The sequence below is a fragment of the Listeria rocourtiae subsp. hofi genome, from assembly GCF_963575615.1.
Taxonomy (GTDB): Bacteria; Bacillota; Bacilli; order Lactobacillales; family Listeriaceae; genus Listeria_A; species Listeria_A hofi.
On record NZ_CAUYTL010000042.1, the window covers coordinates 1 to 24525 of the forward strand.

The 24525-nt window shown below is 40.2% G+C and carries 17 protein-coding genes; 12 read left to right on the forward strand and 5 right to left on the reverse strand.

The features are described 5' to 3' along the window. Positions 1–89: 89 nt before the first annotated feature. A complete protein-coding gene (locus R8925_RS14035; RefSeq protein WP_430536419.1) occupies positions 90–1058 on the forward strand; it encodes a WxLIP family cell surface protein in 969 nt (322 codons plus the stop codon). Between the two features lie 53 nt (positions 1059–1111). On the opposite strand, the gene R8925_RS14040 is transcribed toward R8925_RS14035, so the two are convergent. The 3 genes from R8925_RS14040 to R8925_RS14050 are packed head-to-tail and all read right to left on the reverse strand — an operon-like array spanning position 1112 to position 3590. Then, positions 1112–1606, reverse strand: a complete 495-nt coding sequence (locus tag R8925_RS14040; RefSeq protein WP_430536420.1) for a HugZ family pyridoxamine 5'-phosphate oxidase — start codon at positions 1604–1606, stop codon at positions 1112–1114. A gap of 27 nt (positions 1607–1633) precedes the next feature. After that, on the reverse strand, positions 1634–2623 hold the full coding sequence (locus tag R8925_RS14045) for a FecCD family ABC transporter permease (RefSeq protein ID WP_430536421.1): 990 nt from the start codon (positions 2621–2623) through the stop codon (positions 1634–1636). 1 nt (position 2624) lies between these two features. Then, on the reverse strand, positions 2625–3590 hold the full coding sequence (locus tag R8925_RS14050) for an ABC transporter substrate-binding protein (RefSeq protein ID WP_430536422.1): 966 nt from the start codon (positions 3588–3590) through the stop codon (positions 2625–2627). A gap of 152 nt (positions 3591–3742) precedes the next feature. Here R8925_RS14050 and R8925_RS14055 point away from each other — a divergent pair, with 152 nt between their 5' ends. From R8925_RS14055 to R8925_RS14085, 7 genes are all read left to right on the forward strand, one after another. Beyond that, on the forward strand, positions 3743–4078 hold the full coding sequence (locus tag R8925_RS14055; RefSeq protein WP_430536423.1) for a PadR family transcriptional regulator: 336 nt from the start codon (positions 3743–3745) through the stop codon (positions 4076–4078). Continuing rightward, positions 4059–4595, forward strand: coding sequence for a DUF2812 domain-containing protein (locus R8925_RS14060; RefSeq protein WP_430536424.1), 537 nt, complete (start codon positions 4059–4061; stop codon positions 4593–4595). Before R8925_RS14055 ends, R8925_RS14060 begins: the two co-directional genes overlap by 20 nt. Before the next feature lie 275 nt (positions 4596–4870). Next, the gene (locus R8925_RS14065; protein WP_036070726.1) at positions 4871–5329 is read left to right on the forward strand and encodes a DUF4352 domain-containing protein; all 459 of its coding nucleotides are present in this window, start codon (positions 4871–4873) and stop codon (positions 5327–5329) included. Between the two features lie 19 nt (positions 5330–5348). Beyond that, positions 5349–6623, forward strand: a complete 1275-nt coding sequence (locus R8925_RS14070) for a nucleotide sugar dehydrogenase (RefSeq protein WP_430536425.1) — start codon at positions 5349–5351, stop codon at positions 6621–6623. Between the two features lie 14 nt (positions 6624–6637). Next, positions 6638–7306: a sugar transferase gene (locus R8925_RS14075; protein ID WP_430536426.1), complete on the forward strand. Its 669-nt coding sequence runs from the start codon at positions 6638–6640 to the stop codon at positions 7304–7306. A 254-nt stretch (positions 7307–7560) separates the two neighbouring features. Then, a complete protein-coding gene (locus tag R8925_RS14080) occupies positions 7561–11451 on the forward strand; it encodes an immunoglobulin-like domain-containing protein (protein WP_430536427.1) in 3891 nt (1296 codons plus the stop codon). A gap of 201 nt (positions 11452–11652) precedes the next feature. Continuing rightward, complete coding sequence (locus tag R8925_RS14085; protein ID WP_430536428.1) at positions 11653–12279, forward strand: NAD(P)H-binding protein; 627 nt, start codon at positions 11653–11655, stop codon at positions 12277–12279. 51 nt (positions 12280–12330) lie between these two features. On the opposite strand, the gene R8925_RS14090 is transcribed toward R8925_RS14085, so the two are convergent. Together R8925_RS14090 and R8925_RS14095 are read right to left on the reverse strand one after the other, a co-directional pair. Then, entirely contained in the window at positions 12331–19122 is a 6792-nt protein-coding gene (locus R8925_RS14090; protein ID WP_430536429.1) for an immunoglobulin-like domain-containing protein, read from the reverse strand. A 452-nt stretch (positions 19123–19574) separates the two neighbouring features. Continuing rightward, positions 19575–21032 (reverse strand): AcpB/EbpR/MafR family transcriptional regulator, encoded by a 1458-nt coding sequence (locus tag R8925_RS14095; RefSeq protein ID WP_430536430.1) that lies wholly within the window; start codon positions 21030–21032, stop codon positions 19575–19577. Positions 21033–21467: 435 nt separating this feature from the next. Here R8925_RS14095 and rpsF point away from each other — a divergent pair, with 435 nt between their 5' ends. From rpsF to bcaP, 4 genes are all read left to right on the forward strand, one after another. Next, positions 21468–21761, forward strand: coding sequence for a 30S ribosomal protein S6 (gene rpsF, locus R8925_RS14100; protein ID WP_430536431.1), 294 nt, complete (start codon positions 21468–21470; stop codon positions 21759–21761). Between the two features lie 57 nt (positions 21762–21818). Further along, positions 21819–22373, forward strand: a complete 555-nt coding sequence (gene ssb, locus R8925_RS14105; RefSeq protein WP_430536432.1) for a single-stranded DNA-binding protein — start codon at positions 21819–21821, stop codon at positions 22371–22373. A 55-nt stretch (positions 22374–22428) separates the two neighbouring features. Beyond that, positions 22429–22668 carry a 30S ribosomal protein S18 gene (gene rpsR / locus R8925_RS14110; RefSeq protein ID WP_036070684.1) on the forward strand — a complete coding sequence of 80 codons (240 nt, stop codon included), beginning with the start codon at positions 22429–22431 and terminating at the stop codon, positions 22666–22668. Between the two features lie 322 nt (positions 22669–22990). Continuing rightward, positions 22991–24385 (forward strand): branched-chain amino acid transporter BcaP, encoded by a 1395-nt coding sequence (gene bcaP / locus R8925_RS14115; protein ID WP_430536433.1) that lies wholly within the window; start codon positions 22991–22993, stop codon positions 24383–24385. Positions 24386–24525: the final 140 nt, after the last annotated feature.

Sequence of the window (24525 nt, forward strand, 5' to 3'; positions counted from 1 at the left end):
CTCCAAAAGATACGAGGCACTACACTCAAGCTATTGAACCGCCGTATACCGAACGGTACGTACGGTGGTGTGAGAGGAGGTTAGGAAAAATGAAAAAAGTAATAGAGGCTGTCGTTATGATTGGTGTGATAGTTGGCGGCATTGTTGTACATATAGAACCCTCGAAAGCTGTGGAAACGGATTTTTCGTTGTCGGCGCTCATTCCGGATAATCAGATTGATAAATCAAAAAAATATTTTGAGTTGCGGATGAAGCCAAGTCAAGTGCAGGAGTTGGAGGTGTTGTTAACCAATAATTTGGCGCGTCCTATGACGGTTGAGATGCATGCCAATACGGCGGTCACAAATGACTACGGCGCTGTGGATTACAGTAACAAGGCACCACAATTTGATAATACGCTGCAATTCCCTTTTTCCGAAATTGCAGAAATGCCCGATGAAATCATGCTACATGCAAATGGGAGTAGAAAGATAAAAGTGACATTGCGGATGCCGAGTGTTCCTTTTGATGGTCTGGTTTTGGGAGGACTTCATTTTTCTGAAAAAGGCGAGCTGGAAGATTCTGTGATTGGCGTGATTTTGTCGGAAAAGGATGCTGTTGTAGAGCCTGATATGAAGCTGAATGGATTTAAGCCGAGCCAGATTAGCAAGCGCAATGTGTTGAAAATTAATTTACAGAATATTAAACCTATGATTTTGCAAAATTTGGTTTTAGAGGCACATATTTATAAGGGAGATAGTGATAAAGTTCTATATAGGACGAAGCGTGATATGTTACGGATGGCTCCGAATTCTAATTTTGACCTAGGGATTAGTTGGAAAAATCAAGCGTTTGAAGCTGGAAAATATCGTCTGAAAATAGTGGCGACTTCGGAGGATAATATTTGGAAGTGGGACGAAGAATTTGAAATAGAGAAGGGCTTAGCCGCGGAGTTGAACAGTAGTGCAGTTGGAATCGAGAAGAGTTTTACGTTATGGTATATCGGGTGCGGTGCCTTGCTGCTGGTGCTTGGTTGGGCCTTTTGGATGAATCGGTCAAGAAGAAGGAAGCGTAAATGATATCAGAAAAGGATACTAAACACATTTTTTTGTGCGAAGTATCCTTTTTAGTATTATTTCTTTTCGACTACAATGTGTTCTAGTTTTTCGGTCGTAAAATCTACGGTAAATGCTTGTCCAAAACCAATGATATAACGTCCGTCTAATGGTGTCAGCTCGAAAACTGACATGTCAATGGTGCGTAGTAATTGGATGAGCTGGGAGCCATGAATTGCAGTCATTTTTTCAAAAATAGGTTCTAAATTATCATTCCCGATATTTTCGGCGGTGCATTTGAGGTAAAGCCGTTCGCGCGCAAATAGGTTTTTTGTGTCTTGTTCATCAGCAAGCATCATGATTTGAATCGTTTTGTTCTGCTCAATAAAATCGTAATGCTCGGCGATGGCGCTGATATAGATGTAGAGTTTACCTTCATGTTTAATGAAAGGCGCATAACTAATAAACGGGTTTCCGTCCGCATCATTTGAGCTAATCACGATCGTTTTTCGGCTCGCGACAAATGCATCATAGCGCGATTTTACTTTGTCAATATTGATTGTTGCTACCATAATTTATCCAACCTTCCATGTTAAAATTTAGACGTCTCCTGTGCGCATCAAATAAAGGAAATATGGCGCGCCAACGATAGCCATGATGATTCCTGCCGGTATGTCTAGTGGTGAAAAAAGTGAGCGACCAATCGTGTCTGCTACGAGTAAAACGAAGGCGCCAAGTACCATACTCATCGGAATGAGGCGCCAATAATTGGAACCGACTAGAAAACGTGCCATGTGTGGTACGACGAGACCGACAAAGCCAAGCAGACCAACAACGGATACAGAAATCGCTGCTAAGTATACTGCGATAATGGATAGTATGATGCGTGTTTGGTTCATTTTTTCACCGAGATTTACCGCGATATCATCACCGAGGCTCAAAATGTTGGCTTTGCGGATGAAGAGGATTGCGAAAATCCAGCCGATGATGGAATAGGGAAGAAGTAATGCAACGTCGCCCATTCCTTTCGCAGCAAGACTTCCGTTCATCCATTGCACAACAGCGGGTAATCGGTCGCTATACAGAATCGACAGCAAGCCAATGATTCCTCCCATGATGGCGTTGACAGCGACTCCAGATAGAATAATACGCATAGGCGAAATTTTGCCGTTTTTCCAAGCGAGTGCATAGACAATCACGACTGCGATAAGCCCTCCCAACATACCGGCGAGTGGTGCTAAACTACCGAAATTCGGAAAAAGGAGCACGATAACTAAAACGGTGACGGCGGCTCCGCTAGAAACTCCGGTTAAACCTGGATCGGCTAGTGGGTTGCGCATCACAGCTTGCAAAAACGCGCCTGATACAGCTAAATTTGTGCCAACGATGACGGCGGCAAGAACTCGTGGAATCCGCAAATTCCATAAAATTGTCTGGGATAGCTCGGCACCTTCGCCAAACAGGGTTCGGATACTTTCTATTGGAGCGATATGAATACTTCCAATGCCCACTGAGACAATCATCGATACGGCAAGTAAGATAACAGTTGTGCCAATGAGAATCCAGCTTTTTTGCCTGCGCTGTTCCATTTTATTTGTAAAGGATATCTTTCAGTTGTTCTAAACCAGTTGTTGCATTGTTCAGTGAAGCATAGCCGAAAATATCGTAATCAAGTGCTTGAACTTTGTCGTTTTTAAATGCGTTTAGTTTCTCCCAAGCGCCATTTTTCTTTACGTCAGCCTTGAATTGTGTCAGGGCGGCAGTTGGATCACCGTGTGATACGAGCAGAATTGCATCTGGATTTGCAGCTGTGACATCTTCCATGTTTAGTGGTACATAAGATTCTTTGGTTTTCATCGTTTCTGTGACGATGTTTTTGGCTTTCGCAGTTTTTACAAGGCTTCCCACATAGGTTGTGTCATTCATCAACATGAACGAGTTGCCTGTTCCGAATAGAATCATGACTTTTGGTGCTTTTTTATCAGGGATGGAGCTGACGATCTTGTCTTCGTTTTTTTGTAGTTTTGTGAGGTATGTAGTGGCCTCTTTTTCCTTATCAAATGCTGCGCCAAGAACTTCTAACGATATTTTTAAGTCAGGATAGGAATCTGTAGGCAGGTATGCACCTTTTAGATTTATATTACTAATCTTTTTGTCGATGCTGTCTTTGATAGATTCAGAACCTAGGACTAGATCTGGATTTAAGCTCGCGATTTTTTCAACATCAGGCTCAACGGCAGAACCGATTTTTGGAATATCTGTAAAATTGTCTGGAAGTTTATGTGTGGTGCTAGGAATTCCCACAGGCGTAATACTTACTATATCTAGCATTTCGGTTACGGAAACAGAAGTGGCAACAACGTTTTTGGCTGGCTCAGATGGAAATTGTGTGGAGAGCTCTTTTATTTGTGCTGTTTCTGATTTGGATTTTGCTGGTGTTGTGTCGCCGTGTCCAGATGTCTTGACTTCTGCTTTCGTGGTTTCGTCCGCGGTGCCGCAACCAGCTAGCGCTAAAGCGGATACGGTTAATAAGCTAAATACTACTTTTTTGATCATTTTATAAATCCCCCTTTTATTTTTAATTGATATTGATAATCATTATCAATTAATTGGAGTATACCAAATTTGATTTTGTTTGGCAAGCTTGCAAATTATATCGAGACGTGATATATTGTTAATATAAAAATACATCGAGGTGTGATATATTTATGGATGAAAAACTGATAAAAACGTACGTCCCGATGACAGAAACAGCTTTTTACATTTTGCTATCATTAACTCAGCCACGACACGGGTACGCCATTACAGATAATGTGAAAAAAATGACGAACAACCGCATTGTTTTAGGCCCAGGGACTATTTACGGCAGTCTATCAAAAATGAAAAAAGATCAATTAGTTGCGATTATTCAAGAAGAAAAAAATCGAAAAATTTATCAAATTACTGAACTAGGTAAACAAATTCTTGAAATGGAAAAGTCGCGTATTGAGGAGTTATATACGAATTCTAGGGAGGCAGACCGACATGACGAAGAAGGTATTTAAACTTATTACGGTAGACAATGTTGAGAAAGAAGAAGCTTTTTTGGAAGAAATGGCAAGTAAGGGATGGTTTTTTAGCAAGTACGCTTTACTTCGTTATCATTTTGAGCAAGCTGAGCCAGCAGACTATACGTATTGTATTGATTATAAAGAAGATACAGGGGACGAAGAGGAATATTTGACGCTATTTGATGATGCTGGATGGGAACATGTTTACTCGTATCCAATTTTGAATGGAAAGTGGATGTATTTTAGAAAAGCTGTGAAGGAAGGTGAGCCGAAAGAGGCCATTTTTACAGATGATGACTCGATGGTAGCGCTTTGGAAAACGATACGTTCACGCTGGAGCTGGTTTGGTGGGATTGTGGCGCTGATGCTAATCGCTGTAGGATTAATTTCTTTATTTGCGTCGACTTACTTCATCGGGAGTATTTTTACGTTCACCGTAGCAGCGCTCCTCATTGTACTATATGGAAAAATGTATATTAGAATGACACGGAAAATCAAACTCAGAAGTTAGAAGTGACACTTATCAGATACGAAGCCAGCGACAACACCAGTTGCTGTAGGAAACAGATTTATAAAAAATTTAATAATACTATTAATGAAGAGAAGCGCTAATCTTGGAAACAGGACGGTAGCTTCTTTTTATATACTTAAAAATCTCGCTGTCTTGCAAACTGAAATTCAAAATCAATTTTCTGGAAAATCCCTGTTTTTGTATTTTTGGATGGTAAGCTATGAGTATATTAAATCGCAACAACAAAAAATTACAAATAGGAGAGGAAGTATTTTATGAAGAAAAGTAAAAGCTGGATCGCATTATTTGTTTTAAGCTTGACGCTGGTAGCAGTTATCGCTGGATGTGGTACTACAGCTGGTGCAGATGATATCGGAAAAACGAGAACGGCCAATGATTTAGAAATGACAGTGACGCATGTCGAAACTTTAAATAGTAAGAATGATAAAATGCAACTTGCAAAAATCGATTTTGAAATTACGAATGTTGGCTCAGATGAAGCAGGCGTAGGTGCTGGAGATTTTGTTGTCGAGACAAAAGACGGTAAGAAGCGAGAAGTTGATGGGATGCACGCTAATAACTTCGGTGACGCAATTGCAGCAGGAAAAATGCTCCGAGGTTCTGGTTATTATGAAGTACCAGCAGGAGAACAAGATGTAACGGTTATCTATAAACCAGTAAATGGCAAGGCTGATCAAAAAGCAACATGGACGATAACGCTTCCTGAAAAATAAGAAAGGTGGAATTTAAAAAATGAAGATTACAGTAGTAGGACTTGGGTACATTGGGTTACCGACTGCGATTTTGTTTGCAAAGTATGGGAATACAGTTACCGGAGTTGATTTATCTCCTGTTATGACGGATAACTTGAACGCTGGACGCATTCATATTGAAGAACCTGGACTGGAAACGGATTTGCAAGAAGCGCTAGCTTTGAATAAATTCCATGCGAGTACAACACCGGTGAATGCAGATGCTTATATCATTGCTGTCCCAACACCTAACAAGAATGATGAGCACAAATCATGTGATACAGCGTATGTTGAATCAGCACTAGCAAGCATAACGCCACTTTTGAAGAAGAATGACACGATTATAGTAGAGTCAACAATTGCACCAAGAACAATGGCTGATGTCGTGCAACCTTTAATTGAAAAACAAGGGTTTACAGTCGGGCAAGATATCTTTCTAGCACACTGCCCAGAGCGAGTTTTGCCGGGGAATATCATGCATGAATTAGTCCACAACCCGCGAATTATCGGTGGAATTACGGAACAATGTACAGAAAAAGCCGCAGCGGTTTACGGTGAATTTGTTGAAGGTGAAATTATTAAAGCGCAGGCCGGTGAAGCCGAGTTAAGTAAATTGATGGAAAATACGTATCGTGATGTGAATATTGCACTCGCAAATGAGCTTGCAAAAATCAGTAATTACCTCGAAATCGACGCTTTACGTGTTATCGAAATGGCGAACAAGCATCCTCGTGTGAACTTACATCAGCCAGGACCAGGCGTTGGTGGACATTGTTTAGCGGTAGATCCATACTTCGTTATCGCAGCAGCCCCAGAGCAATCACCACTTATGCAAACGGCACGTCAAGTAAACAACAGCATGCCAGAATATGTAGTGGAAAATGTGAAGGAAATCATGGAACAACGCGATGGCAATACGGTGACGCTATTCGGACTCACTTATAAAGGCAACATTGACGATATTCGTGAAAGCCCAGCGATGGAAATCAAGGATATGCTTGTCAAAGAAGGCTTCGATGTCAAAAGTTTCGACCCGCACGTTATATCTGCTCCCCTGACAGGTGAAGAAGCATGTGAAGATAGCTCATTAATCGTTGTTTTGAGCGATCACAATGAATTCCGCACCATCCCAACCGCATATACAGATAAAATGCGCACGCCAATGATTTTTGACACGAAAAATATGGTTCAAAATGTAGGTGAGCAAGTCATCTACGCAAATTACGGTAACTTGCATGAAATTACCAAGAACGCAGCACAATACCAATTCAATTAAGGACGTGAATGCCAATGGAAAAAACGTATTTTAACTTCCGAGAATGGTCTACCACAACCCGAAAATCCCACGAAAAACCCCTACATGACAAAGTATGGCGACTATTCGATGTCTTCGCTGCCATCTTTGCTCTAATCATCTCCCTCCCCATCCTCCTTACTATTGCCACAACCATCAAATCCGAAAACTGGAAAGCCCCGATTTTCTTCAAACAAAAGCGCGTCGGCAAAGACGGCAAAACTTTCTACATGTACAAATTTCGCTCGATGTATGTCGATGCAGAAGCGCAACTGGCTAAGCTGCAGGCGCAAAATGAAATGGATGGGCACATGTTTAAGATGAAAGACGATCCCCGCATTACCCGCGTCGGCAAATGGATTCGCAAAACGAGTCTCGACGAATTCCCCCAATTTATCAATATTTTAAAAGGCGATATGTCCTTCGTTGGACCTCGTCCCCCCTTGACGTCAGAATACGCGAACTATTCAAATCGCGATAAAAAACGTCTCCTCGTAACACCCGGATGTACCGGTTTATGGCAAGTCAGTGGCAGAAATAACCTGACTTTTAGCGAAATGATTACCCTTGATCTGCAATACATTGAAAAAAGATCCATCACTTTCAATATCAAGATTTTACTACTCACTTTCAAAGAATTTACAAGCAAAGGAAATGGTATGTAACAACGACTGTCTAGAAAGTTGATTTTTAAAAACAAGTTTCTGGAAAATCCCTGTTTTTGAAAAAATGTTTGATAAAGTATACGTAGGCAAACAAATAGGAGGTGAGGAAAATGTGAAGCGAGGCCGAACTACCCATTAGAACAGTAAACAATTATTTATTCCTCGAAATAACATCCCTCATAGAATCTTTTAATAATACCCCAAAAATTCAAGTTATAAGACAGACTCTTATAACAAAAGGAGAACTATAAAACATGAAAAAGCAAATCCCATTTAACGTAGTACCTACGAAAAAGGTAAAGAAAGCACTCTTCACAACATTAGCAACAGTAACAGTTCTATCTCAAATGTTAACAGTCTATCCAACAACAAGTGCAGCAGCTGAAGGTTCCGAAATTGGAACAACAGAAGCACCAACACGAGTAGGCGATTTCGCAACATTGAAACAAATTATTTCACAAGATAATGGCATTACAAATATCGAATTAACAGCAGATATTACGATGACAGCAGGAATTCAGATTAATAATAAGAAGACAGAATTAACAATCAATGGTAACGGTCATACGTTGACAGAGAGTAAAGCATCTATAAATGACGCAGCACAAACAATTTATGCATATACTGGATCAGCTATGAAAACTATGAACATTAAAAACTTAACAATTCGCGGTACACATTACTACTCACCATTCACAGTGTATGATGGTGTCAAAGGTGTAGTACAGAACTTTGAAAATATCGATTACATCGGACCTCAATTTGTCTACAATATCAACGGAGCAGTTAACTTTACAGGAAAAAACAAAATTGTAAACGGACAAGGTGTTGACAAGTTAGGAACACTAAATGAGATTGTTCAAGCAAACAGCGTTACAATTGACGGTGAATTTATCAGTGAACATAATACAACAGGAACATATGCTTTCGCTTTATACGGAACTAACCCATATTTCATCATTAAAGATGGTGCAAAAGTAGATATCACAGCAAACGGTGGGGAACTTCTATATGCTCCAGCAAATACAGCAAACTTTATTGTAGGTAAAAACGCAACGTTCAATCTTAACACGCTTCGTGAAATGTTCCCTTATGCAATGGCTAACATAACATTTGATACGAGCTCTACAACAACAATTAATCGTACAGACATTTCAGCTGCATCATTAATGCTAGTGGGCCAAACGCTTACTATAAATCCAAATGCAAGTTTAGTAGCGCAACAACCAGCGACATCAAACGCAGCAGCGCATATTATCCGCACAACAGTTGCAAATGCAGTAATCAACATCAATGACCCACGTAAATTAGACCTAAATGCAAACGGAACTGGTGCTAACCGCGTGTTCTCGGCAGCCGGTAAAACAACAATTAACTTCAAGAACTTAGCAGAAATCGGCGTGTTTAATCCAACAAACAAAACAGAAACACCAAACCTAGCGTGGCAAGAAGCTACATTCCAAGTTATTCAAGCATCTGCTCAAGCTGGAATCGTTCAAGTAGGCGCACTTTCATCTACTGGTGACATCCAAACGAAATTCGTATTAGCAGACGCAAAACGTATTACAACAACAGGAACAGTTGAAATCGCACAAAAAGCAGTAAGCGAACTTTTCACTAACAACGATCCAGCAACAGATACAATCAAAGATACAACAACACAAGCAAAAATTGATGCAGCACAAAAATTAATCGATGTAGTAACAGATACAGTTGAAAAAACAGCGTTGCAAAAAGATTTAGATCGCGCTCAAGAACTTTTAAATGAACGTAACGCAGTAAGCACAGATAAAGAACGTCAAGCAGCAGCACAAAAAGCAGTCAACGAATTATTTACGAGCGATCAACCATCAACAGATAAAATCAAAGATACAACAACACAAGCATCTATTGACGACGCACAAGGATTAATCGACCTAGTAGTTGATCCAACAGTAAAAGCAGCATTACAAAAAGACTTAGATCGTGCCCAAGAATTGTTGAACGAGCGTAATGCAGCAAATGCAGCAGAAAAGGCACGTCAAGAAGCAGCGCTAAAAGCAGTCAATGAACTATTCAACAGCGACAAACCATCAACAGATGCAATCAAAGACATCACGAACCAAGATGCAATCGATGCAGCGCAAAAATTAGTAGATGCAGTAACAGATCCAACAGTAAAAGCACAATTACAAAAAGACTTAGATCGTGCCCAAGAATTATTAGATGCACGTAACGCAGAATTAGCAGCAGAAAAAGCACGTCAAGAAGCAGCACTAAAAGCAGTCAATGAGCTATTCAACAGCGACAAACCATCAACAGACGCAATCAAAGACATCACGAACCAAGCAGCTATTGATGCAGCGCAAAAATTAGTAGACGCAGTAACAGATGAGGCAGTAAAAGCAGCATTACAAAAAGATTTAGATCGCGCTCAAGAATTACTAGATGCACGTAACGCAGCAGCATCATCAGAGCAAGAGCGTCAAGAAGCAGCGAGAAAAGCAGTAGATGAGCTATTCACTAGCGACAAACCATCAACAGACACAATCAAAGATACAACAACACAAGCTTCTATCAACGCAGCCCAAAAATTAATAAACGTAGTAACAGATGAGGCAGTAAAAGCAGAACTACAAAAAGATTTAGACCGTGCGCAAGAATTACTAGATGCACGTAATGCAGCAGAGGCAGCGGAAAAAGCACGCCAAGAAGCAGCCCAAAAAGCAGTCAACGAATTATTCAACAGCAACAGCCCATCAACAGATGCAATCAAAGGCTCAACAACACAAGAAGCCATTGATGCAGCCCAAAAATTAGTAGATGCAGTAACAGACCCAACAGTGAAAGCAGCGCTACAAAAAGATCTAGATCGTGCGCAAGAATTACTAGATGCACGTAATGCCGAAAAAGCACGTCAAGAAGCAGCTCAAAAAGCGGTAAACGAGTTGTTCACGAACGATACACCAGCATCAAACGAAATCAAAGACCCAACAATTCAGCCTTCTATTGATGCAGCACAAAAAATAATCGATACAGTAACAGATCCAGCAGTAAAAGCACAACTACAAAGAGATCTAGACCGCGCGCAAGAACTCCTAAACATGCGTTCATCAACAGTCGGAACAATCACACCAGCAGACTTCCTAATCGGTGGCGACAAGTATGTTACAGGAACATTCACAGGAAGTGTAGCGAAAATCTCTCTACTAGTGAATGATAAAGAGTACACTGGCGGATCAGTCAAAGCAGACGGTACCTTCACATTCTACGCAAACGACAAAAACATCAAGAAAACAGATGCAGTATTCGCAGTAGCATACGACAAATACGGGAAAGAACTAGAAAGAACAAAAGTGAAATTCGTAGTCGTAACAGCAGGTAAAATTACACCAGCAACATACAACTTAGCATCAGATAAAAACATCACAGGAACGTACACGGAAGATGTAACAAAAGTAACCGTAACAGTTGGCGATAAAGTATATAAAGGTGGAACAGTAGCAAACGGAGCCTTCACATTCTATGCTTTTGACAAAATCAAGAACACGACAGACGTTGTAACAATCCACGCCTATGATTCAGTTGGTAAACTTCTAGACACGAAGACATTGAAAGTCGTAACAGGCGTACCAGTTGTAACAAAAGGTAGCATCACTGTAAACGACATGCTAGTACCAGGCGACAAAAACATCACAGGAACATATACAGATGATGTACACTATGTAGTTGTTACAGTAGACGGTACAGAGTATAAAGGCGGTACATTTGTAGACGGCGAATTCAAGTTCTACGCTTTCGACAAAATCACAAGCGCATCTAGCAATGTAACAATGAAAGCTTTCGATAAAGCTGGCAAACTATTAGATACGAAAACAGTGAAACTTGTAGCACCAGCAGGAGAGAATGTAAACAAAGGCGCTATCACGCTGAACGCATTCACAGTTGGCGATAAAAACATCACAGGAACTTACTCAGGTGAAGTAAAATCAGTACAAGTAACAGTCGGTGAAACAACGTATAAAGGCGGAACATTCACAGATGGCGAATTCAAATTCTACGCTTTTGACAAAATCAAATCCACAACAGATGTAGTTAGCATCAAGGCGCTAGACAAAGATGGTAACGTATTAGATACAAAAACAATCACAGTATTAGCAAAATAATCAGTTAGACTTTGAGCGGTATCCCGGAAATTTAGGGCTACTGCTCTTTTTTATTTTAGTGTATATTTTTGACATAATGGAAGAAATTGTTTATGGTGGAAAAGGGTATAGTGTGATAAATGAAACTTTATAAAAATACTGTTTCTGTTTATGTGACGAAAATCACATTAAATCTTTAACTAAAAAATCGGAGGAATGCTAATGAATATCTTAATTTTAGGCGCGTTTGGGCATCTTGGGAAGGCGGTTTACAAACTTTTAGAGCCGCTACCGAATGTTAATTTGACGTTGTTTGGTCGGGAAAAAGAGAACATCGAGGTGGCTTCTACGACAAAAGTAATTTTTGGTGACGCGACGAATACGGTGGACTTGGAGGAGGCGCTTCGAGGTCAGGATGTTATTTTTTCTACGCTGGGGCCGTTTCATGTGGAGACTTTCGCAAAACCGTTAGTGGAGACGATGGAGAAGCTGGATGTGAAAAGGCTTTTTTGGACGACGCAGTTTCAAATTAGGCAGGATGAAGTGACAGAAGAGAACATTGCGCTTGCGAAGACGTTTGGTTTTGATGAGGAGACGGAGCGGGCATACGTAGCTAATCAAAAACTAGGCGCGCAGATCATTGAGGACAGTAGCCTCAATTACACGTTACTGATGCCTCATTTCTTTAAATACGATAACAGCATCGCAAAGGTGATTCTGCAAGACGAGGATGAAACGGTGAAAGGTGAACCGATTAGTATTTATAGTTTGGCGGTTGGGCTTGTCCATTTGTTGCTTCAGCCGGAGCTTTACAGTAAAAAAGGCGTTATTATTTCTGCTGCTGAGTGATATCATAAAAGAGCCTCAAAGATTTTTCATGTCTTTGAGGCTCTTTCCTGTTTACATTATTGATACGCTCACTGTCTGGATCTCACCACCTAATAAGTCGTAGGCGGTTAATGTGACGATATCTGTCCGGTTTTTAACGAATGTTTTTGCGTAGTATTGGAAGTCTTGTCCTGTTGGTGGCACGTTAATTGTTGTCTGTTTGACATTGTTTACTGTTATACTAATCCGTGCTACATCACCAGTAAATTGCCCTTTAATATAGCCGTCTCCAAGTAAATATGGATTGACTGTCACGCCTCCGTTTGCTGATGTGACGGGAACGGTTTTCGTGCTAACGACCTCGCCAGCCGTGTTGTAAGCGACTAATTCTACGGTATCAGTAAGATTCGTGATGTTTGTTTTTGCATAGTACTTGATTGTGCCATCTGTTACGTTGATGCGTTGTAGGGCTACTTTGTTGATTTGTAGCTCGACTTTTGCGACGTCACCACTGTATGTTCCTGTGATGTAGTTGTCTTTGCCAATTTTGAATGGCGCAATGGTATCGATGCTACCTGGAAGACTAATGCCATTTAGAACAGTGACAGTTTTTGTGTCTAGAACTTTACCAACATTATCGTAGGCAGTTAGTTTTACGACATCATTCACGTTACGAATCACATTGTTTGCATAGTACTTGAAGTCAGGAGCTACAATACTGATTATCGTTTTTTCTACATTGTTGACAGTTATACTAATTTTTGCGATATCCCCTGAAAATTGTCCTGTTACATAATTGTCTTTGCCGATTTTAAATGGTGCAAGAGATGTTATAGATCCAGTTGTAGGAGCTTCTTTGGCAATTGTGATTACTTTTGTATCTAGAACTTTGCCGTTGTTATCATAGGCTGTCATCTTCGCGTTGTCGGTCACATTGCGGATGAGCTTGTTCGCGTAGTATTGGAAATTTGTTGTTGTCACATCAATTTTCGTGTTTTCGACATCGTTGACAGTTATGCTGATTTTTGCCACATCGCCTGAATATTGCCCTGTCACATAGTTATCTTTACCAATGTTGAAAGGATTCAATGTGATTTGTCCAGCTGTGGGTTTTTGGATGTTTACTTTTGTTTTTTGGAGCTCATTGCCATCTTTATCGTAACCAATTATGTTCACTTGGTCGGTCACCGCATTGATTTTGTCTTTTGCGTAATACTGGTATGGTGAACCAGTGGCGTTGATAGTTTGTTTTAGTGTACCATTCACTTCAAGAGCTATTTTTGTGACATCGCCTGTGTAGGTTCCTTTAACGTAACTATCTGTACCGAGGATAAAGTTATTTGTCGTGATTGTTCCGGATGTTTTGCCTCGGTTTGCTAGTAAGTCTTTTGCTTTATTTAAATCGTTTTGTAACACAGATTTTGTAGCTAAATCAGTGACAGCATTTACTGCTGTTTGTGCGGCGTCGATAGCTTTTTGATCTGTTTCAGCTTTAATAGTTCCAGATGCAACGTTATTATTAGTGAATAATGCTTGAACAGCTTTTGTTGCTGTTTCTTCTTTTTGCGCTTGTTCTGTGGCCGCACCGTTATCAATCATTGGGCCCCAGTTGTTTGTTGTGAATGCGCGGATAGTAAGTTTTGTTGTTTTTGGAAGTACTGTTCCTGCCACATATTTTGTTGCTTTGCTTGATACAATACCGTCTGCTCCCATTGGATCAGTACCATCTGTTGTGTAGTATACATCTGTGTTGGCATTAGGGTTTTGTAATACGACACCAGATCCGCTCGGTACGATGTTTACGTTTTGTAGTGTATGCGCCATGCCATATTTCGTCCACATTTCTAGGTTGTATTTCACACGATCTGGGACTTGTGCCTGAGTTTTGACTTGGGATGCTAACCAATCTTTGTAAATAGTTGTTCTAGCACCCATGAACGCTGCATCAAGCTTGTACGCTGCGTCAATTTGCTGTTGGTTTTCTAAAATAAGCTGTCTCACGTTTGCGACGGATAATGGTGCGTCTGTTGCACCCGCAAAATCACCGTTTGCTGGGCCGATTTGTTTTAAAACTTGGTCTTTAACGAGCGTCTTGAACTCTAGGTTACCAGCTGTTGGAACAGTCATGCTATCACCCGAAAAATTGCCAAATAGTACGCCGGCGCCTTTTCTTGAATTAACATCTGCCCATTTGTAGCGATACGTTCCGCCACCACCTGCAAAAACAGAATAGCTCGTGCCGGTACCACCGTTATTGTAGAAGGCACCGTCTGTATCATTGATGTTGAATTTCATCTTAATGCCATTACCATTTAAAATGTCGTTAGAAACAACCGCGTCAACTTCTTGTTCGGTGTCGATAAACATGAATAGAATCTGTGTCTTGATTAAGTCTTCTACATCGACATAGTTTTTAAATTCTTGGAAGTTCTTCGCAGTTGCGACAGCCTTTACTTTTGTCAAAATGTTTGTGTCGCCATCGCCTGCTTCTACGATACCAGGAATGAAGTAGCCATCTTGGAAGCGGATTTTCGTATAGTCATCATCGTTGCCGCCGAAGTATTCTTCAAACATATTTTGACCAAAATCTTCACGCATTGTTTTAACGCCCATGTATTTGCCGTTGTAATAGTAATGGACGTATTTTGTGTGTAAAGAGATTTTGTTCATGCGCTGTGCTAATGTGTTTGTTACTGTTTCGTCATAGCGGTTGTAGCCAAGGTTATAGACATCGTTTTGTGGGCCATCTTGTCCTTCTTTAAGTTCTAGTTTGCTGAATTTACCTACGACTGGGAATGCTTCGCCAGGCGTTGCGTCAAAGAAGTTGTATTTTGCTTTTTTGGCGTTGTAATCACGATGGAATTTCACTGCAACGCCGGAGTTGAATTGTCCTGCGCTTGCTTGACCAAATTTCTTAGCACCAGAATAGTTGACGTAGTTGGTTCCGCCGTTACCCATGTGGGAATCTAAATACTCGAATGTTCCAGGGCTATAAGAAACAGCATCTAAGTCTGTTGCGGCGCCTGTCACAGAAACAACTGGGAAATCATCGATGGCTTGCGCGTATTCGTCACTCGTGATGTTGTTCTTAAACTGCCATAAATAGCCTGATGTGACTTCATTTTTGTAGTTGTCGCGTAGAACATACGTGTTAGAAATTACGCCTGTGTTCCCTGTTGCATCATAACCATAAACTTTAACTACTGTTGTTTTGCCAATCGTGATTGGGCCAGTGTAAGTGGTACCTTTTGTTGCGCTCGGAGCACTGCCGTCTAGTGTGTATTTCAATGTGATGCCTGGCTTAGAAGTCATTGTTAAATCAAAACCACTGTCATACATGCCGCGATCTTTGCTAAACTGTACGGCATAATTGCTTTGACCGCTGTTATTAGATGTGCCAAATGTTTCTGAGCTAAAAAGTGTTAACGTTTTGCTTGCATCTGTTTGGCGCCCGAATGTTTGATTATAAGCTTGCTTCGTGTACTTGATAGAATCTACTGTTTTAAATTCAGAACCAACTTTTGCAGATAAAACAACGTCACCGCTACCACCGATTTCGAAGCTTAAGTGATTATTTCCTAGTTCAGGTGCTTTGTCAGAATACAATACGCGGTATCCTTTTGCTGGAATCACTAGGTTTGAAAATTCGAATTTGTCGAGTGTTTTTGTTTTGTCGGTCAGGTACATACCTTTTCCTAAAACAACGGGTACATCATTGTCGTTGTAAAGTTCAACCCATGCATCTTTAGAGCTTGCGGTACCTTCTGATGACAATTCATTGATGTAGACATTTTTGATTTTGTCTGGTGTTGCAAGTGCGCCTTCAATGCTTGGACCTTTGCCGTTGTTTTTGTATTTGATGATAAGTCTTGCTGAGTTAGCACCGCCACCTTGGTAGACGCTACCGATATAGTTGTCGCCATCGATGCGGAATGCCATAGATTGACCATTTTTCCAGCCGTTGAAGCGGTTCTCATTGATAAGATCTTTTAAGTTGGCTGTACGGACAATTTGGTTGGTTGCTGCAAATGCTGGTTGATTGTACTTCACGACTAAATTGCTGTAGGGACGTGAAGTGATGTTTCCAGCCGTACTATTGTAAATTTCAGGATTACCACCGAGTTCGGTACGAACCTCCATATTGGAACTTACTTTTGCAGTATTTGCTGCTGATGTTGTGAATTCCAAATAGGCATCTTCAATTTCCGCAGAATCTGGAAGTGTAACATTGTTGAAACGAAATGCAGAGATGTCTTTGTAAGCAGGAGTAAGGGTGGTTGAATAGTATCCACCGATTCTTAGGTTAGCATTGAGATTTATTGCTTTTGCTGTACCATATTCTTCTGCATCATCGTTAACTGTCGCCACTTGAGCACGTGAATCACCGCTAGCAGAGTAATATTCTAAGACCAATTTTGGAGCTGTTGTTGCGCCTCCCTCATAAGAACGAGCAATGTAAGAGCCTGTTTTGTCTCCATCCACTTTGAAAACGAGGTCTTTCAACTCTGTGTTTTCGCCGCGCATTTCATTGATAACTTCTGTTAAATCCCCTGTATTTACAAGATCATTAACAGCTACTTTCGCAGGTGTGGTTGATTTAACAACTGCATTTGTCAATGTGCGATTTGTAAAAGATGCTACTGTCGCTGCGAAAGCATCATCATTTCCAATTTCCCCAGCAACTGATAAATTCGTCGGTGTGCTTGAAGCTGTTGATGTTGAGAACGTTAGATAAGCTTTTGTAATTACGGCATCAGCTGGAATAGAAACATCTGCAAAACGAACAAATGTGGATTGCGGTACAGCGTTTAGGAGGCCGTGTAAATTTAGTGTTGTACTTGTTGAGTTGATAGTAGTAGGGCCAACCATTACGTCATCAGATCCTGATTTGACACTGTATTCTTTAGTTGCTAAAGGAATTTGTTCTGCGTCATCACGAATCGAGTAGATGTATGTTTGTACACCGCTATTTTGCTTAGAATTATAGGCATATGCTTTTAGCGTCACGTTCTTATCAATCGTGATGGGGCCTGTATAAGTTTTTCCGTTTGTTTCACTTGGTATAGAGCCATCTGTGGTGTATTTGACTGTGTTGATACTATCTGTGTTTAGTGCCAAGTTGAAAGCCGATTTGTACACACTAGTTTTTTGACTAGGCGTAATCGTTACGATTGGAGTGGCATCATTGTTCGAGCTTTCGTACGTACCTGTTTGGTAAGAAACAAGGTGACTGTCAGCATCGTTAAAACGGCCTAAAGTTTCATCAAACGCCATTTTTTTCACAGCAAAACTGTCTTGTGTGTGAAAGCTACCACCGTATTGTGTAGTTAGATAGAGCGTTGTGTCGCGCTCTCCTAGTGTGAAATTAACAGAAGCGTTGTCTTGTGTCCCATTTGCTTTCACGACGCGATAGCCTTTTGCTGGGATATAGAGATTTTTCAGCTCTGACTTGCCTAAATTAGCAGCTTCATCGGATAGGAAAACCCCATTTTTAAAAAATACAGGTGTATCGTTGTTGTTGTAAATCTCAATCCAGCCACTACTTTGCACGCCTGTGCCCATACTTGCGACTTCGTTAATAAATAAGTTTTTCATTTTTGCAGGATCTGTTACAACGTCCGAACCAATTGCATCATTTTCACTGTACGTATATTTAATAACTAGCTTTGGTTGTAGGGATGTATCAGCAGTACCGCCTTGATAAATGCTGCCGATATAGTTGTCTCCATCGACTTTAAAAGCAAGTGCGTTCCCATTTTGCCAACCCATTAAGCGTGTTTCGTCAATAATACTTTTTAGATTAGGTGTTCGGATGACTTGTTTGGTTGTCGTAAAAGATGGTTGCTCATAGTTTACAGTGGATGCTGTGTAGATACGACCACTGATGTTTCCAGCTGTGCTTGCATAAGTTGCCGGGTTGCCTAATTCTGATGAGATAACCATGTTGGCAGTTTTATTTGTGACAACTGCTTTTGTTGTGAATTCTAAATAAGCATCGTCAATTTTTGCGTTCTCCGGCAAGTCTACATTCGCAAAACGAAATGCAGAGAGGTTTTTGTTTGCTGGTGTTAGTGCTGCGGCTGTGTAACCACCAATCTTCATTTCGTTATTTAAGGCGATTGTTTTTGCTATACCGGATTCTTCTGCATCATCAGATGTTGTACCGATTTTTGCATTAAATTCACCAGATGGCGACGTGTACTCAACCATAAGTTTTGGCGCCATTGCTGCACTAGAATCGAATGAGCGCATAACAAAAGAACCTAGACCGCTACCAGTTACTTTGAATACATAATCTTTTATATCCGCAGTATTTGCGCGCATTTCCTTCATAATAGGTGAAACATCATTTGTATTGAAAATGGTATTTGTAGTAACAGCGGGAGTCGTCATGGACATCGAGGTGTTTGTGAAGGTCCGGTTTGTAAAAGAGGCTACAGTACTTGTAAAAGCTGCTTGTGAGCCTAGTTCACCGGTCACATTGATTGTGGTGGATTGTGTTGCAGAAGAGGCATCGCGGGTTGTAAATGAAATGTATGCTTTCGAAATCTTTGCATCTGTTGGTAGGTTCACATCGGCAAATCGTAAATAAGTCGCCTGTGTTGTACCTGCTATTTGTAAATCAAGACCAGTACTTGTCAAGTTTACTGCGCTACTTGTTACCTCTGCATCATCTGTACTCGTTTGAATAGGGAATGCTTTGGCAAAGGAAAATGTTTGATCTCCGTTTGCGGTGCTTGTAGACTGTGTTGTCGGCTGGCTTTCGGCGAACGATACGATGTTTCCAATCGAACTCGGAACCATTAATGATACGATCATTGCCATTGATAAAACTTTTAATCCAATACTTTTCTTTCTTTTCATGTTTAAATTCATAACTACTTATGCATCATTCTCTATGCTGGGCAGTTATATCCTCCTTGTTTTAGCTAGAATAGTTTACATATTTTTTGTAATTGTGTCAGGCCATTTTTTCATATTTTCCAAAACATCATTTTTTGATTGCTCATTAAGTATCTAACTGCACGACAGTCGCAACATATGCGTTATGAAACGTGCGTTTAAACCACCACTTTCCATTTTATTTAACTAGGAATGAACACGCGGTTCTCTTTTCCTCTTACCTATATCTTACCTGTATTTAGTGTTGCAAGTCACTAAAATACAGCGATTATTTTTAGCTTAAAAATGATAATTCACAAAAATGACATCATATTATTTGTAAAAAAAAATGATTATTTTTATGCTTTAAAACGAATTTTTATGCATCTTTTTAAAAAAAGCATGCTCCACATTTTTAGAGGAGCATACTTTTTCTATTTATTATCAAGTCTAGCGTCTACAATCTCACCTAAGGCTGCAAAATCCCGTTTTATCGGTGGCATATGCCAAACTAATACATCGACATCTGTTATATTGGGCAAGGGTGAGTCACTAATGATAAGGTCGTGTTGAGCCCAATGTTCTTTAGGTTTAAGATCATCACAGAAAATAATAATTTCCTCTGAGTAATAACGCCTAATCTGTGTTTTTAAATACTCTTCCCACATAAAACCGCTTTTTGAGATAATCTTAATATGAAGAGATCTAGTATAGCTTTCCGTCAATAAGGCAACTGAAAATAAAGTATAAACATAAGTAGCGATAACTTCTCTATTGGAACGTAAATATTGATAACCAGGCCGGCCTTCATATTTTTTCAGGATAGTGAGAATTTTTTCTTTATCCTCTGTGTCAGGCGTTAATTTTTTGGAGAAATAATCAACATCTAAAATCAAATTAGCCTTTTCAATAAATAGAAAACGCGCCAAATAGTCTAATATTGTTACTTTTAACACTAAAGTATCTGCAATCCGGTTGTCGACAATTGTCAAAAGGTCTTCTGTGAGCGGCAAACGCGTACTTTGAAATCTCTCATTATAGTAAAGACGCATTTTCATTCGCTCCTGATTAACATAGGTGAAAGATCCAAGAAAGGACATCATCAGTAACATATAGCGTTCGACAGGAACCAGATGAGCACCAAGCGCCTCTTCTAAATCACTAAAATCAATTTCCATTGCATTATGATACGTATAAATATCTCTCCAGAATTTTTCATCTTCATCTGATGCATTAACCGTATGTCCTTGTTTAATCCTTCTTAATGATACAGCGATGGCAGTCGCGTAATCAACACGAGTACTAGGAGAAAAGTAGACATTTAAATGTTGTTCGAATTTTTGAATAAATTTGTCTATGCAATTTTCAAAATCAAAATCATCTATCAGCCAACCAGTATAAGGATGGCACTTACTGAATAAATGATAGAAGAAGAAGCGAATATTTACCTCACCACCTTGTATTTCAAGCGGGGCATTGTTAAGAACGAGACGACTTCTAGCTAAGAAAGTATCTACCTCGGCCAGCTTGACATAAAAAGTAGATCTACTAACAAAATTATTTTCTGCCCATTCAGAGATAGTTGTTTTCTCCCCATTAAAAACAGAGAGAGCCAATTGAAACAGGTGACTCGTAGAAATCATATACGCTGTTAAGTAATCAAAATTAATTTGAGACGCTGTTTTTAGCGATAGTTTTTTATCCATTTCATGTATGTGAGCCATCTCATCTGGAAACGTGGAGTTCAGCACTTCAATGTCTGCGTTTAATGTATTCACAGAACATTCAATGATAGTCGCAACCTCTTTTTTTATAATTGGCGCTTCGGCAAAGAAAAGTAAATTAAGTAATTTTAACCGACGATAATCTGATGCGGGAATAATATTTTTCATTAATAAAACCTCCCAAATATCCTATACTAATATCCTAATGAAAAATGAAGCTAAGGTCAAATTTAAGCTGTTAATGTATCTCTAATCATTATAAATCTATTTAATGAAGAAAGGCGAAAGAATTCTAGCACATTCCATACAAACATAGTTGCGATACCAAATAAGCTATGCTATAATTATACCTCGTGAGTAATTAAAAATTATTCCTTGCCCGTTTCTAGTTTCACAGTCGCAAAATGTGACTGAAAGACTGGGAGAATGATTGTATAAGAGATGAAGCTTTAAAGAAGATTATGCGCTAGACCTGTATTTTTAATGGGTAGGACGTAAAATTCTGCTTTAAACAAATCGAGCGAAAGCGAACGCTTGTCGCCGATTTATAATGCTTATGCCACAATTCTTAGGGCCGCTAAGACCACAAGGAGGTGTAAAGAGATGGCAAGAACATATGAAATTATGTACATTATCCGTCCAAACATTGAAGATGAGGCGAAGAAAGCTGTAGTTGAGCGCTTCGACGGCATTTTAACTGACAATGGTGCGGAGATCATCGAATCGAAGGATTGGGGTAAACGTCGCTTGGCTTATGAAATTGAAGACCATAAAGACGGTTTGTACCAAATCACTCGTGTTTCTGCTACAACTGCGGATTCTATCAATGAATTTGACCGTTTAGCAAAAATTTCTGATGATATCATTCGTCACATGGTTATTAAAGAAGAAGCTTAATATTTCCTGAGTATGGCTCGGGTTTTTATGAAAAAAGAGAGGAGGTTGGTTCTACTTATGATGAACCGTGTTGTATTAGTTGGTCGTCTGACGAAAGATCCTGAATTGCGCTATACTCCTGCCGGTGTTGCAGTTGCGACATTTACACTTGCTGTAAACCGTAACTTTACGAATCAGGCTGGAGAGCGTGAGGCAGATTTCATTAATTGTGTTGTATGGAGAAAACCAGCCGAAAACGTTGCGAATTTCCTTAAAAAAGGAAGCTTAGCGGGCGTTGATGGTAAAGTTCAAACGCGTAATTATGAAGGTCAAGACGGCAAGCGTGTCTATGTAACAGAAATTCTTGCTGAAAGTGTCCAATTCCTAGAACCCCGCAGTGCAAACAGCGGTGGTAATGGTGGCGGCTACAGCAATAACAATGATTTTGGTGGGCAGCAGCAATCGTACGGTGGAAACACTGGTGGTGGCTTTAACCAACAAAATGAGAATAGCTACGGACAACAGAACCAACAACAACCTCAATCTCAGAGTTACCAAGCACAACGCAACGCTGATCCATTTGCTAGTGATGGTAAGCCAATCGACATTTCAGATGACGATTTACCATTCTAAAAAAGGACACAAGCGAGCGTGTCATTGGATTTTAATTTGATAGGAGGAAATTATAATGGCTGGAGGACGCAGAGGCGGACGCCGTCGGAAAAAGGTTTGTTACTTTACTTCGAACGGAATTACGCATATTGACTATAAAGACACTGAGTTACTGAAGAAATTCATTTCCGAACGTGGAAAAATTCTTCCTCGTCGTGTAACTGGAACGAGCGCTAAATACCAACGTAAACTAACTATTGCTATCAAACGCTCACGCCAAGTGGCATTGTTACCATTTGTTGCTGACGAAAAATAAGCTAAATTGAGCCTCCCGAATTTCGGGAGGCTTTTGTTGCGCCTGTTTGAACGAAGAGAATTACAGGCGCAATATAAGGGCGAGCGAAGCGAGCAGTTAAACCTTCGTGTTTGTTCTCTGAATAAATATAAACCGAGCTTCATTGCTCAATTACAAACGTAGTTTCACGTAAGCACGACATGAATACATAATAATTCCAAACCGCAACTTTCAATACTTATATCATTTAAAGCATTGACGCATATACGCATTAAAGTGTATGATAGATGTGAGACTTTAAAATACATTTTATAACAAAAAACAATAGGGAGTTACAAAAATTATGTTTTGGAAATCATTACTAAGAAAAAAACCGTTAGAATCACTTATTCACAATAAAAGTAATAGTATTCATTTGAAACAAACACTCGGAGCGATGGATTTAATTTTTCTCGGTGTTGGAGCAATTGTTGGTACTGGGATATTTATCTTGCCAGGGACGATTGCGGCGCTTTACTCTGGCCCGGCGATTGTGCTGTCATTTGTTATTGCAGCGGTAGTCTGTGCGCTTGCGGCTCTGTGTTATTCGGAGTTTGCGTCATCGGTCCCTGTTGCTGGAAGTGCCTACACATATGGCTATGTTATTTTTGGGGAATTCATTGCTTGGCTATTAGGCTGGGCGCTTTTGTTGGAGTACGGGTTGGCTGTGGCATCAGTTGCAAGTGGCTGGTCATCTTATTTCAAAACGCTTTTGTCCGGATTCAATATCCACATTCCTAATGCGATTTCGGGCGCGTTTAACCCTGAAGCGGGGACTTACGTCAACATTCCGGCGATTGCGATTGTCGGTATTATTGCCTATTTATTGACGCGTGGCATTCGTGAATCGACACGGGTCAATGCATTTATGGTTATTTTGAAAATTAGCGTGATTTTGCTGTTTGTCCTAGTTGGCGTATTTTATGTGAAGCCAGATAATTGGGAGCCATTCATGCCATTTGGATTTAGTGGCGTTCTAAATGGTGCAGCGTTGGTATTCTTCGCATATCTAGGCTTTGACGCGGTCTCGTCTGCGGCTGAAGAAGTGAAGAACCCACAGAAAAATATGCCGATTGGAATTATTGGCTCATTACTTGTTTGTACAGTTCTATATATAGCGGTTTCTATCGTTTTGACAGGAATCGTTTCGTATCAAGACTTGAACGTGGCGGATCCAGTTGCGTTTGCGCTACAAGTTATTAATCAAAATTGGATTGCCGGAATTGTATCACTTGGTGCAGTTGTTGGAATGATTACGGTCATTTTGGTTATGCTTTACGGTGGAACGCGCCTTATTTATGCAATGGGACGTGATGGTTTATTGCCAAAAAGCATGGCGAAAATTGATGAAAAGACGAGTACACCGATTAAAAGCACTTGGACATACGCGATTGTTATTATGTTCTTCGCGGGTTTTGTGCCACTGAATCGCTTGGCAGAACTAGTAAATATGGGTACGTTGTTCGCTTTCATGATGGTCTCGATTGGCATCATTTTCTTGCGTCGTAATAAATCGATTGCGAGTGGAGGATTTAAAACACCATTATACCCAGTACTGCCAATTGTCTCGTTCTTGATGTGCCTATTCTTGATTTCGAGATTATCTATCCAAACTTGGATTGCTTGCGGGATTTGGTTTGCTGCGGGTCTGATTTGGTATTTTGCATACGGGCGCAGGAATAGTACGTTGAATAAATGATCTAAGTGCCTTCGAATCAAGAAAGAGGATTAGAAACTAAGCTCAAGTTTCTAATCCTCTTTCTTTGTGCGCCCAGCATGCGCAAATGCTAGGTGGTGAAAGTCCACTACAGGCTTGGCAGTAGGAACTGTTAGCTCAAG